An 11,860-nucleotide genomic window follows, 5' to 3' on the forward strand; every position below is an offset into this window, starting at 1 on the left:
GGGGGCGGCGGGCCGTTTCTTGGTTTATACTCACACCGTCCCTTTATCCCCCCCCGGGGGCGGCCGCGGCGGGGGGCGCCGCCCCCCCCGCCCCCCCCCCCCGGCCGGGTTCACGGCAGGGCCCGGTCAGCCGCCCTGACGGGTCGGCAGCCCGGCCGCCGCCCAGCCGACGAAGCCGCCGTCCAGGTCGGTCGCCCGGTGCAGTCCCAGCTCACGCAGCGACGCCGCCGCCAGGCTCGACGCGTACCCCTCCGAGCAGACCAGGATCACCTCCAGGTCGTACCCGGTGGCCTCGGGGATCCGGTGGCTCCCCGCCGGGTCCAGCCGCCACTCCAGGACGTTGCGCTCGATGATCAGCGCGTCGGGGATCTCCCCCTCGGCCGCGCGCTGCGCCGCCGGGCGGATGTCCACCAGCAGGGCGCCGTCGCGCTGGGCGCGGTGCGCCTCCTCGGCGCCGGGCCGCCGGACGCCCTCGCGGGAGCGGGCGAGCAGGTCGTCGATCGTGGTCACCACTGGTCGGGTCCTTCCTCGGAGGTGCGGACCAGACCGCCGGCCCGCAGTTCGTAGTGCGCCATCGAGCTCAGCGGCGGCGAGTAGGCGTGCAGCGTCACGGCCGGGCCGGACGCGGTGTTGCGGACGTCGTGCACGTACTCCGGGCCGAACGCGCGGACGGTGCCGGACTGCACCCGCCGGATCAGCAGGCCCTGTTCGGGGCCGCCCAGCGAGAGTTCCTCCAGCTCGCCCAGCGCCACGGTGAACGCGCCGCGCGAGCCGCCGTGGTCGTGGAAGCCGGTGGACTGGCCCGGCAGCCAGCTGATCAGCCAGACCTCGTGGTCCTCGTCGGCGGCCAGCCGCCGGTACCAGCGCTCCTCGGTGGAGAGCCGTACGTGGTGGATCCACTGGTCGGGCTGTTCGGCCAGCTCGCGGACGATCGTCCGCAGGGTGTTCGGGGTGAGCGGTGCGCGGGTGTCCCCGGCCGGGGCGGGCGTGCCGGGGGCGGGTGCTCCGGGGGCGGGGGTGTCGAAGGCGAGGTCCAGGCTCATGTGGGTGTCCTCGGAAGAAGGCGGAGGGGAACGGGAGCGTGGGGGCGTACGCGCCGGACCGCACGGGACCGCACCACCGCGCCGGTCGGGCGTCGGCGGACGGCGCGCTCGCGCGGGGCGAACGCGGCGCGAAGGCGCGTCAGGAAGACGGGTGTGGCTGTCCGGCGCGAACCCTGGGGGGCGTCACAGGGCGGGGCCGGCGGGGGAGGGGGAGATCAACAACAGGCACAGATGGAACTCGCCTGGCGTCGGAGGTCGACGTGCAGGCGGCAGACCAGAGTGGTGCCGGTGTCCATGAGCCGGATCCTTCCTGACGGAAGCGGTAGGAGTCAAGCGCACACCGGCACACCTGCCCGTCACGCCCGTCCGTCGGGCCCCTGCCCGTTGCGCCCCTGGTCGGGCGCGGTGGCCCCGCGTTCCGCGCCGGGCGCGCGCCCGGGCGCGGGGACGGTTCCCGTCCGGCCCGGGCGCCGGCCGTTGGACTTGGGGTCCGGGGGGACCACGGCCGGTTCCGCCGGCTCCCCCGCTCCTTCCGGTTCCGCCGCTCCTCCCGGCTGCCCCGCTCCTCCCGGTTCCGCGGGTTCCGGTGTTTGCGGTGGGACCTCCGCCGGGACCTCCCCCGGGTTCGCCAGCGCCGCCGCGACCGCCGGTGCGGCCTGCTCGCCCAGGTACCGGCCGAGCGTCTGGTAGGCGTCAAACTGCCGGTGGTCGAACCACTGGTCGCCGGCCCCGTCGTTGGGGAAGGCCGGATCCGCCGCCGCGTACGCGTGCAGCTCGTACGGCATGCCCGGGGTGAGGACGGCCTGGGCGACGATCAGCGTGCCGTGCCGGGCCGACCCCGGCGGATCGTCGGCCTCCCCGAGCTCCAACGGCCACGGGTACACGATGTCCCCGACCACCACCGCCCGGGCGGAGAGCCGTTCGGCCAGCCGCGCCGCCAGACCGCGCAACGGCGGCCGGCCGCTTCCGCCGGGCCCGCTCCCGCCGGAGCCGCCGCCCCCGGCACTGCCCGGGACCAGCAGCTCCGGCTCGCGCAGCGTGATGGCGATGCCCAGCTCCTCCCGCGCCAGGGTGATCGCCGCCGCGAGCGCGCCCGCGAAGGCGGAGTCGCCGCTCGCGTCGATGCACACGGCCGTCCGTACGCCGTGCCGCAGCAGTTCGACCAGACCGAGGTTCTCGTAGTGCCCGCCGTCGGTGGTGAGCAGGAACCGCGCGTCCATCGGGTACCGCCCGCAGGCCTCCCGCAGCTGGTAGGAGAGCCGCCGGACGGCCGGCTGCGGCGCGTAGCGCCAGTCCCGCTCGGCGGCCCAGAGCGGGGCGAGCGCCGCCGGATTGGGCAGCCAGGTGCCCAGCCGGGCGTTGGTCACCGCGAACAGCCCCTGGTAGGCACGGGAACGGCGGCCCATCGCGGAGGAGAACGCCGCACCGGAGACGGCCATCGCGGACTGCACGGTGAGGTCCCGCGCGATGTGCCGCCGGGTGCGCCGCTCCAGCAGGTCGGTGCGCGCGTACCCGACGTCCGGCCCGCCCACGTAGTCGTGGGAGAAGGTGAACGACACCGCCCGCCGCCCGGGTGGCGTGCGCGCGCTGCCGGAGAGGTTCGCCGCCGCCGCGAAGATCACCTGCGGGAAGTCCGGCCGCCGGGCGCCGTAGTGGCTGAGCCGGGTCTGCTCGCGGAAGAAGTGGTACGGCCGGGCCAGCACCTCCCCGGACCCGTCCCCGCCGGCCGCCTCACCGCTGCCCCCGCCGCCGCCGGCCCCGCCGCCGTCCCCGTCCCCGCCCTCGACGACCCGGCGGACGGCGAAGGCCGAGGCGAGCCGGCGCCGGTAGAAGGGGTGCAGGCCCATCCAGGTCTGGTCGAGGTTGAGCCCCACCGTGACCAGCACCAGCGGCAGCAGCACCTGGACCGCGCCCGGCCAGGCGTGCCCGGTCGCCACCGCCCAGCCGAAGGTCAGCAGCGTGCCCGAGGTGAGCGCGGTCAGCGCCGACCAGAGCACCAGGTACTCGGTGATCCGCCCGGTGAGGCCACCGGGACGCCGCACCCCGGCGCCGTGCCGCACCCCGCGCAGCACCCCGCCGAGCACGGCGGCGCCCTGCTCGATGGCGTGCCGCCCGTGCCACAGGATGCCCAGCAGCAGCGCCAGGTAGCTGAGCAGCACGGTGAGGCTGATGCCGGCGCCGGTCTGCCGGGCGCCGACCGCGAGCGCCCGCTGCAGCGCGACCGCGCCCCACGCCAGGCCGGGGACGGCCAGCACCCCGAGGGCGGTCAGCGCGGCCAGCGCCAGCGCGCCGTGCGAGAAGCGGCGCAGGACGCGGGGCAGCAGCGTGTTCCAGCCGAGCCAGGAGAAGGTGAGCAGCCACAGCAGCCACCCGGTGACGGCGGCCGCCAGCAGCCCGGCGAGGGCGAACAGGGCGGGGGAGCGCACCGAGGGCGGGCCGTCCAGGTCGGCGAGCGGGACGAGGTGGTAGCAGCGGCTCAGCCCCAGGCCCAGCACCAGGACGGCGGCGAGCAGCAGGGAGAGCGCCGCGACCAGCCCGCGCAGCAGGGTGCCGAGCGCCACCAACCACTCGCCCGCGCCGTCCGCCAGGTACTTGGAGTGGCGGCGCAGGTGGTCCTCCTCGGGCGAGCCCGGTTCGAGCACGGTCTCGGCGCTCAGCCCGGAGCGGGCCCGGACCGGACCGCCCGGCGCGGAGTCGCTCAGCGCCAGCTGCATCGCGCCGACGGTGTACCCGCCGCCGGAGACGGCGACCAGGTAGCGGGCCTGCTGCAGCCAGGGGCGCAGCGCCTGCAGCGCGCCGAGGGTGACGCAGGCCGAGCGGATGCCGCCGCCGGAGACGCAGAAGCCGAGCCGGGCGTGCTCGCGGCCGGGCGGCACCCGGGCGGCGTTGCGCCAGCGGGCGTGCCGGGCGAGCGGCCCGTGGGCCCGGGGGCCGGGCGGCCACCGCCCGCCCCGCGCGGTCGCCACCGGCCACGGCGGGATCAGCGCCGGTCCCGCCCCGCCGTCGCCGCCCGCCTCCTCCGCCGGCCGGGGCAGCAGCGCCCGCACCGCCCGGTGGACGGTGGCGGTGCAGACGACGACCGCGACCGCGCCCGCGGGCGGCAGCAGCAGCCATTTGACGGTGGCGAACGCGGCCGCCGCGGCGAACGGCGCGTCCCCGCCCGCCGGTCCCGGGCCGGCGGGGCCGAGACCGGCGTCCAGCAGGACGTCCTCGGCGAGGTCGCAGCAGCCGGCCAGCACGCCGGCCAGGCCCGCGACCAGCGCCGTCCGCCGCCAGTGCGCCCGGGTGAACACGTAGCCCCCGAGCAGCCCGGCCGCCGCCAGGGTGACCGCGAGGCCGCCGATCAGCCACAGGTCGGCCGCCAGCGAGGCGCGGAAGGCCGGGGCCCGCCCGGCGAGCACGGCCTCGGCGGCGGCCCGCGAGCCGGCCAGCTGGAGCCGGACGTCCAGGGTGCCCTGGCCGGCGGGCGTCCGGCGGACGAACAGCAGCCACCCGAGCACCGCCGGCAGCGGCACCCCGAGCCCGAGCAGCACCCCGCCCCAGGCCGGCACCCGCACCGGCTCCGCGGCCCCCTCGGCCGTCCCCATCCGGCCACCTCCCCCTCGACCGCCACAGCCACGTCGTGTCACCGGCTTCCTGCCCCGCACCACGCGGTTCCGCTCCTGGATTCACCCGAATGAGTAAGAAGGGCGGTCCCGGGGTAGATGACCGTTTCATCCCATCAATTCATCCCGCCTGCGGGGCCCCGCGTGTCAGCGCACCAGGATCGCCCCGGGCGCATCGCGTCCGACGTATTGTCAGGCGACCGAGGCCGGGCCTACGGTCGAGGCACCCACCCTCTACGCACGTAGACCGCGCACCGGCCGCACCGGCGGACCATGCGCGGACCGCTCGGAGACATCCACCGCAGGCAGCACCGCCCGCCGACCCTCGGACCGCGGGCCCGCCCCCGGACGGGCCGCGGAGTTGCGGAGGTACCCATGTCGCAGATCGTCCGTGCCGCCCTCGTCCAGACCCGCTGGACCGGCGACCAGGAGAGCATGATCGCCCTCCACGAGCGGTACGCCCGCGAGGCCGCCGCCCGGGGCGCGAAGATCCTCGGCTTCCAGGAGGTCTTCAACGCCCCCTACTTCTGCCAGGTCCAGGAGCCCGAGCACTACCGCTGGGCCGAGGCCGTCCCCGACGGCCCCACCGTGCGCCGGATGCGCGACCTCGCCCGCGAGCTCGGCCTCGTCCTCGTCGTCCCGGTCTACGAGGAGGAACAGCCCGGCGTCTACTACAACACCGCCGCCGTGATCGACGCCGACGGCAGCTACCTCGGCAAGTACCGCAAGCACCACATCCCGCAGGTCAAGGGCTTCTGGGAGAAGTACTACTTCAAGCCCGGCAACCTCGGCTGGCCGGTCTTCGACACCGCCGTCGGCAAGGTCGGCGTCTACATCTGCTACGACCGGCACTTCCCCGAGGGCTGGCGCGCCCTGGGCCTGGCCGGCGCGCAGATCGTCTACAACCCCTCCGCGACCAGCCGCAGCCTCTCCGCCTACCTCTGGCAGCTCGAACAGCCGGCCGCCGCCGTCGCCAACGCCTACTACGTGGCCGCGATCAACCGCGTCGGCACCGAGGAGTACGGCGACAACGACTTCTACGGCACCTCCTACTTCGTCGACCCGCGCGGCCGGTTCGTCGGCGACGTCGCCTCCGACAAGGAGGAGGAACTCGTCGTCCGCGACCTCGACCTCGGGCAGATCGAGGAGGTCCGCCGGCAGTGGGCGTTCTACCGCGACCGCCGCCCCGAGGCCTACGGCCCGCTGACCGAGGCCTGACGGAGGCGACCCCCCTGTGACCAGCAGCGCATCCCGCCGCACCGCCGTGCGCGGCGGCCTCGTCATCACCGCCACCGAGGAACTGCACGCCGACGTCCTCATCGAGGGCGAGCGGATCGCCGCCCTCGCCGCCACCGGCAGCGACGCCGCCCTCTCCTGGAGCGCCGGCACCGTCATCGACGCGACCGGCCACTACGTCCTCCCGGGCGGCGTCGACGTCCACACCCACATGGAGCTGCCGTTCGGCGGCACCCACGCCTCCGACACCTTCGAGACCGGCACCCGCGCCGCCGCCTGGGGCGGCACCACCACCATCGTCGACTTCGCCGTCCAGCCCGTCGGCGGCAGCCTGCGCGAGGGACTGGACGCCTGGCACGCCAAGGCCGAGGGCAACTGCGCGATCGACTACGCCTTCCACACCATCGTCTCCGACGTCACCGATGCCGTCCTCAAGGAGATGGACACCCTCGTCGACTCCGGCGAGTCCACCTCCTTCAAGCTGTTCATGGCCTACCCCGGGGTGTTCTACAGCGACGACGGACGCATCCTGCGCGCCATGCAGCGCGCCGCCGCCAACGGCGGGATGATCATGATGCACGCCGAGAACGGCATCGCCATCGACGTCCTCGTCGAACAGGCCCTCGCCGCCGGCCGCACCGCGCCCCGGTACCACGGCGAGGTCCGCCGCGAACTGCTGGAGGCCGAGGCCACCCACCGGGCGATCAGGCTCGCCCAGGTCGCCGGCAGCCCGCTCTACGTCGTCCACGTCTCCGCCGCCTCCGCCCTCGCCGAACTCGCCCGCGCCCGCGACGACGGCCACCCCGTCTTCGGCGAGACCTGTCCGCAGTACCTCTTCCTGTCCACCGACGACCTCGCCGCGGAGGGCGACGACGGCTTCGAGGGCGCCAAGTACGTGTGCAGCACCCCGCTGCGCCCCCGCGAGCACCAGGCGGCACTCTGGCGGGGCCTGCGCACCAACGACCTCCAGGTGGTCTCCACCGACCACTGCCCGTTCTGCTTCACCGGCCAGAAGGAACTCGGCCGCGGCGACTTCTCGAAGATCCCCAACGGCCTGCCCGGCGTGGAGAACCGGATGGACCTGCTCCACCAGGCCGTCGTCGACGGGCGCCTGGGCCGCCGCCGCTGGATCGAACTCGCCTGCACCACCCCGGCCCGGATGTTCGGCCTGCACCCGCGCAAGGGCACCCTCGCCCCCGGCGCCGACGCCGACGTGGTCGTCTACGACCCCACCGCCGTGCAGACCGTCTCCGCCGCCACCCACCACATGAACGTCGACTACTCGGCGTACGAGGGACGCACCCTCACCGGCCGGGCCCGCACCGTGCTCTCCCGGGGCACCGTCGTCCTCGACCGCGGCACCTGGCTCGGCCGGGCCGGCCACGGCACCTTCCTGCGCCGCGACACCTGCCAGTACCTCGGCTGAGCCCGCCCCCGTCCCACCCGCCTCCCCGTCCCGACTCCCGGAGCCCACCATGGACATCGGCCTCGTGCTGCAGACCGACCCGCCCGCCCGCCTGCTCGTCGAGCGCATGGTCCGCGCCGAGCGGGCCGGCTTCAGCCACGGCTGGACCTTCGACTCCTGCGTGCTGTGGCAGGAGCCCTTCGTCATCTACAGCCGCATCCTCGCCGGGACCAGCACCCTCACCGTCGGCCCCATGGTCACCAACCCCTCCACCCGCACCTGGGAGGTCACCGCCTCCCTGTTCGCCACCCTCAACGACATGTACGGCAACCGCACCGTCTGCGGCATCGGGCGCGGCGACTCCGCCATGCGCGTCGCGGGCCGGCAGCCCGCCACCCTGGAGCGGCTCTCCCACGCCATGCACGCCATCAAGGAACTGGCGGAGGGCCGCACCGCCGAGGTCGACGGCACCGAGCTGCACCTGCCCTGGGTCGGCGAGGGCGCCACCCTGCCGGTCTGGATGGGCGCCTACGGCCCCAAGGCGCTCGCCCTGACCGGCCGTCAGGCCGACGGCTTCATCCTCCAGCTCGCCGACCCCTTCCTCACCGAGTACATGGTCAAGGCGGTCCGCCGCGCCGCCGCCGAGGCCGGCCGCGACCCCGACGCGCTCACCGTCTGCGTCGCCGCCCCCGCCTACGTCACCGCCGACGACTCCCCGGCCGCCCTCGCCCACGCCCGCGAACAGTGCCGCTGGTTCGGCGGCATGGTCGGCAACCACGTCGCCGACCTGGTGCGCCACTACGGCGAGCACTCCGGGCTCGTCCCCGACGCCCTCACCGCCTACATCAAGGACCGCCAGGGCTACGACTACAGCCACCACGGCCGCGCCGGGAACCCCGACACCGCCTTCGTCCCCGACGAGATCGTCGACCGCTTCTGCATCATCGGCCCCACCGCCACCCACCTCGCCCGCCTCGACCAGCTCCGCGCCCTCGGCGTCGACCAGTTCGCCGTCTACGCCATGCACGACGCCGTCGAACCCACCATCGACGCCTACGGCACCTCGGTCATCCCCCACCTGTCCGCCGACACCTGAGCCCCCGCCCCCGCGTGGACCGCGACCGCTCGCCCACCACGGCGGACACGTGGGAGAGTCGGGGCAGCGGCAGGCACACGTGCGAGGAGGGCTCGGTGGAGCGACCGGAACGGCAGGTCCACGGTCGTCGGCAGCTGTACGGCTCGCCCTGGGTCGAGTTGTGGCTCGACGACGTGGACGTTCCCGGCGCCGGCCGCGGCGAGCACCACGTCGTCCGCATGCCCCGGGCCTCCACCACGGCGGTCGTCACCGACGAGGACGGGCGCTTCCTGCTGATCCACCGACACCGCTTCATCACCGGCCGGTGGGGCTGGGAGGTCCCGGCGGGCTGGGCCGATCCCGGGGAGGAGCCGGCCGCCGCCATCGCCCGCGAGGTGGAGGAGGAGACCGGTTGGCGGCCCGGGAAGGTCGAGCCGATGACCGAGTACGACGCCATGCCCGGCCTCGGCGACGCCCGCTTCCGGAGCTACCACGTCACGGGCTGCACCCGCGTCGGCGAACCGCAGGACGTCGCCGAGGCGGCCCGGGTGGAGTGGCTGCCGCAGGCCGAGGTGGTCGGGCTGCTGCTCGGCGGCGGGGTGCCCGACGGCCCGTCGCACGCGGCGCTCTCCTTCTACCTGGGGCCCTGGCGCCTCACCCGCGGGGGCCGTTGACCCGGCCGGCCGTCCCCGGCCCCGGGGGCCGGGCGAGTGCGGAGGCGAGCAGGGCGGCGGTTGCGGCGAGCAGGGGCTCGTCGGGCGGGGCGGCGGGGGCGTGTCGGGTGGAGAGGAGCGCGATGGTGATCGGGGGGGGCGGCCGGGGGGTGCGGTGAGGCCGACGTCGTTGGTGGTGCCGTAGTCCCCGGTGCCGGTCTTCTCCGCGACGGTCCAGTCCGCGGGCAGGCCGGCGCGCAGGCGGTGGGCGCCCGTCGTGTTGTGCAGCAGCCAGCCGGTCAGGCGGCGGCGGTCGGCGGGGTCGAGGGCGTTCCCGAGAGTGAGACGGGCGTAGTCGCGGGCGATGGCGCGCGGGCTGGTGGTGTCGGTGATCCGGCCGGGTTCCGCGGAGTTCAGTGCGGGCTCCCAGCGGTCCAGGCGGGTCACCCGGTCCCCGAGGGAGCGGCAGAAGCGGGTGACCGCCGTCGGGCCGCCGAGCGCGCGCAACAGCAGGTTGGCGGCGGCGTTGTCGCTGTGCGTGAGGGCAGCGGCGCACAACTCCTCGACGGTCAGGCCGCCTTCGAGGTTCGCGGGCAGGCCGGTGACCGGTGCGTGACCCGCCTGCGTGACGTCCCGTTCCGTGTAGTGGAGCCGTTCGGCGAGGAAGGTGCCGTCGTGGTCGAGGTCCCGCAGGACCGCGGCGACGGCGAGGGTCTTGAACGTCGAGCACATCGGGAACGGTTCGTCCGCGCGGTACGCCAGTGTCCGGCCGGTGGCCGTGTCGTGGGCGAGGACGCCCAGCCGCGCCCCGTGCGCCTGCTCCAGCGCCCGCAGCCGGCCGGCGAGGCCGCGTTCGCCCGTGTCCGGGGCTGAGCCCGTGTCCGGGGCTGAGCCCGGGGCCGGGGCTGAGCCCGTGTCCCGCGCGAAGGCCCGGCCCCCGGTGGGGAGGGCGGCCGCGAGGGCGGTCGCGGCGGCCCCGCCGAGGAACCGGCGCCGGCCGCGGTTCACCGCTGCCCGTGCCGTGCGGCGACGCGGGTGATGCGGGTGAGGACCTCGGCGGCGCCGTCCTCCTCCGCCAGGGCGTCGGCGAGGAACCGGGCGCGGGTGCGGTGGCGGGGGTCGTCGAGGGCCCGGCGGATGGCGGCGGCGAGCCGGGGTGCGGTGAGCCGGGCGAGGGGGACCGGCCCGGGGGAGGTGCCGAGGCGGGTGAGGCGGTCGGACCAGAAGGGGGCGTCGAGTTGGGCGGGGACGGGCACCGTGGGGGTGCCGGCGCGGAGGGTCGCCGCGGTGGTGCCGGCGCCCGCGTGGTGGACGGTGACGGCGGTGCGGGGGAAGAGCCAGTCGTGCGGGGTGTCGCCGATGGTGAGGACGTCGTCGGCGCCGTCGGGTGCGGCGAGGCCGCTCCAGCCGGACTGGACGACGGCGCGGACCCGGGCGGTGCGGACGGCGGCGAGGAGGGTGGCGCTGAGGCGTTCGGGGTCGGGGACGACGAGGCTGCCGAAGCCGAGGTAGACGGGCGGCGGTCCGGCGGCCAGGAAGTCGAGGAGGCGTTGCGGTGGCCGCCAGCCGGGGTCGGGGTGCGGCCACCAATAGCCGGCGACCTCGTGGGCCGGGCGCCAGTCGGCGGGGCGCGGGACGACGTGACGCGAATAGCCGTTCAGCACCGGGTGGTTGCCGAGGTCGCGGGCCGCCGGGCGCGAGGGCAGGCCGAGTTGGCGCCGCAGTGCGCGGACCGCCGGGGCGGCGAAGCGGTCGGCGGCGGCCTGGACGGCCCGGCCGGCGAGCAGGTTGCCGGGGCCCCCGAGCGAGCGGGCACCGATGACGGGCGGGGCGAACGCGCGGGTGGCGAGGAGGGGTTGGAGGCTGAGGGTGATGCTGGGGATGCCGGCCGCCTCGGCGACCACCTCGCCCAGGTGGGCCGTGGTGCTGGTGGTGAGCAGGAGGTCGGCGCCCGGTTCGGCCGCGGCGGCGATGCCGGAACCGAGGGCGGGCAGGAACGAGCTTGCCATCCGGGCCAGTCGGACGAGGCCGAGCGGGCCGGTCCCGGTGCGCAGCAGCTGCTGACCGCGGGCGGAGGCGAGTTCGGTGCGCGGGTCGACGGGCAGCGGGCGGAACTCCAGACCGGCGGCGCGCACGGAGTCGGCGAACGCGGTGTGGGCGGCGAGGGCCACCTGATGGCCGGCCGCGCTCAGGCGGGCGCCGAGTCCGGTGAAGGGGGCGACGTCGCCCCGGGAGCCGGCGGTGGCGATCAGGATGCGCATGGCCGCAGTATCGCGGGGCAGTCGGGAGCGCGGAAAGGGCGCCGCGCCGACCGTTCCGCAGCGGAGGCGGCGGGGGCGGGAACCGCCGGCCGGTGGTGCGGCGTCCTTGCAGGCAGTACGGCGCGCACGGGGCCGCCGTACGGTGCGAAGGGCGGGAGGACACGGATGAGCTTCGTCGCATGGATCGTGCTGGGTCTGGTGGCCGGAGCCCTGGCCAAACTGCTGCTGCCGGGCCGGGACCCGGGCGGCCTGGTGGTGACCACCCTGATCGGCATCGCCGGTTCGTTCGTCGGCGGCTGGATCTCCGCGAAGGTCCTGGACCGCCCGGTGACGGCCCAGTTCTTCGACCTGGCGACCTGGGGGGCCGCGATCGGCGGGGCCCTGGTGCTGCTGATCCTCTACCGGCTCGTGTTCGGGCACTCCCGGAGCTGAGCCGGGGGAGGAACGGGGACGGATTCGGGGCCGGGCCGGTCGCGCGGGGTGCGCGACCGGCCCGGCTGCGTCCCCCGCGGTCGCGCCGCCCGCGGGGGTGGTGTGCCGGGAGTCCCAGCCCAACCGGGTGGGCGGGAGGGCGTGCCGATT

General features: G+C 75.8%; 10 protein-coding genes and 1 pseudogene. 5 read left to right on the forward strand and 6 right to left on the reverse strand.

The genetic code is table 11. The annotated features are described in order from the left end of the window. Positions 1 to 126: 126 nt before the first annotated feature. The 4 genes from ACFXAM_RS33815 to ACFXAM_RS33830 form a co-directional block, all read right to left on the reverse strand. On the reverse strand, positions 127 to 513 hold the full coding sequence (locus tag ACFXAM_RS33815) for a rhodanese-like domain-containing protein (RefSeq protein WP_380297145.1): 387 nt from the start codon (positions 511 to 513) through the stop codon (positions 127 to 129). Next, entirely contained in the window at positions 507 to 1,043 is a 537-nt protein-coding gene (locus tag ACFXAM_RS33820) for a cysteine dioxygenase (RefSeq protein WP_380297147.1), read from the reverse strand. Before ACFXAM_RS33820 ends, ACFXAM_RS33815 begins: the two co-directional genes overlap by 7 nt. 215 nt (positions 1,044 to 1,258) lie before the next feature. After that, positions 1,259 to 1,339 carry a putative leader peptide gene (locus ACFXAM_RS33825; RefSeq protein WP_350561156.1) on the reverse strand — a complete coding sequence of 27 codons (81 nt, stop codon included), beginning with the start codon at positions 1,337 to 1,339 and terminating at the stop codon, positions 1,259 to 1,261. Positions 1,340 to 1,399: 60 nt separating this feature from the next. Beyond that, on the reverse strand, positions 1,400 to 4,630 hold the full coding sequence (locus ACFXAM_RS33830; protein ID WP_380297149.1) for a hypothetical protein: 3,231 nt from the start codon (positions 4,628 to 4,630) through the stop codon (positions 1,400 to 1,402). Positions 4,631 to 5,023: 393 nt separating this feature from the next. Between ACFXAM_RS33830 and ACFXAM_RS33835 the strand changes: the two genes are divergently transcribed. The 4 genes from ACFXAM_RS33835 to ACFXAM_RS33850 all read left to right on the forward strand — a co-directional run bounded on the left by ACFXAM_RS33835 (position 5,024) and on the right by ACFXAM_RS33850 (position 9,038). Next, on the forward strand, positions 5,024 to 5,866 hold the full coding sequence (locus tag ACFXAM_RS33835) for a nitrilase-related carbon-nitrogen hydrolase (protein ID WP_380297150.1): 843 nt from the start codon (positions 5,024 to 5,026) through the stop codon (positions 5,864 to 5,866). Between the two features lie 16 nt (positions 5,867 to 5,882). Further along, positions 5,883 to 7,310 carry a dihydropyrimidinase gene (hydA, locus tag ACFXAM_RS33840; protein ID WP_380297151.1) on the forward strand — a complete coding sequence of 476 codons (1,428 nt, stop codon included), beginning with the start codon at positions 5,883 to 5,885 and terminating at the stop codon, positions 7,308 to 7,310. A gap of 49 nt (positions 7,311 to 7,359) precedes the next feature. Further along, positions 7,360 to 8,385 carry a TIGR03842 family LLM class F420-dependent oxidoreductase gene (locus ACFXAM_RS33845; protein ID WP_380297153.1) on the forward strand — a complete coding sequence of 342 codons (1,026 nt, stop codon included), beginning with the start codon at positions 7,360 to 7,362 and terminating at the stop codon, positions 8,383 to 8,385. Between the two features lie 95 nt (positions 8,386 to 8,480). Continuing rightward, positions 8,481 to 9,038: an NUDIX hydrolase gene (locus ACFXAM_RS33850; protein WP_380297155.1), complete on the forward strand. Its 558-nt coding sequence runs from the start codon at positions 8,481 to 8,483 to the stop codon at positions 9,036 to 9,038. Here ACFXAM_RS33850 and bla read toward each other — a convergent pair. Further along, positions 9,019 to 10,025 (reverse strand): annotated as a pseudogene (gene bla / locus ACFXAM_RS33855) (class A beta-lactamase). The gene ACFXAM_RS33850 and the pseudogene bla sit on opposite strands and share 20 nt — an antisense overlap. Beyond that, positions 10,022 to 11,278: a glycosyltransferase gene (locus ACFXAM_RS33860; protein WP_380297157.1), complete on the reverse strand. Its 1,257-nt coding sequence runs from the start codon at positions 11,276 to 11,278 to the stop codon at positions 10,022 to 10,024. The pseudogene bla and the gene ACFXAM_RS33860 overlap by 4 nt, the downstream one beginning before the upstream one ends. A gap of 165 nt (positions 11,279 to 11,443) precedes the next feature. On the opposite strand from ACFXAM_RS33860, the gene ACFXAM_RS33865 reads away from it, so the two are divergent. Next, positions 11,444 to 11,710, forward strand: coding sequence for a GlsB/YeaQ/YmgE family stress response membrane protein (locus tag ACFXAM_RS33865; RefSeq protein WP_380297158.1), 267 nt, complete (start codon positions 11,444 to 11,446; stop codon positions 11,708 to 11,710). Positions 11,711 to 11,860: the final 150 nt, after the last annotated feature.

Source organism: Kitasatospora sp. NPDC059462, assembly GCF_042749955.1.
GTDB lineage: Bacteria > Actinomycetota > Actinomycetes > Streptomycetales > Streptomycetaceae > Kitasatospora.

What these genes read in the sequence shown, in the direction of transcription:
- ACFXAM_RS33820 (WP_380297147.1), bottom strand. Translation starts at nt 1,043, where the DNA reads ATGAGCCTGGACCTCGCCTTCGACACCCCCGCCCCCGGAGCACCCGCC.
- ACFXAM_RS33865 (WP_380297158.1), top strand. Translation starts at nt 11,444, where the DNA reads ATGAGCTTCGTCGCATGGATCGTGCTGGGTCTGGTGGCCGGAGCCCTG.
- ACFXAM_RS33845 (WP_380297153.1), top strand. Translation starts at nt 7,360, where the DNA reads ATGGACATCGGCCTCGTGCTGCAGACCGACCCGCCCGCCCGCCTGCTC.
- ACFXAM_RS33835 (WP_380297150.1), top strand. Translation starts at nt 5,024, where the DNA reads ATGTCGCAGATCGTCCGTGCCGCCCTCGTCCAGACCCGCTGGACCGGC.
- ACFXAM_RS33825 (WP_350561156.1), bottom strand. Translation starts at nt 1,339, where the DNA reads ATGGACACCGGCACCACTCTGGTCTGCCGCCTGCACGTCGACCTCCGA.
- ACFXAM_RS33830 (WP_380297149.1), bottom strand. Translation starts at nt 4,630, where the DNA reads ATGGGGACGGCCGAGGGGGCCGCGGAGCCGGTGCGGGTGCCGGCCTGG.
- ACFXAM_RS33860 (WP_380297157.1), bottom strand. Translation starts at nt 11,278, where the DNA reads ATGCGCATCCTGATCGCCACCGCCGGCTCCCGGGGCGACGTCGCCCCC.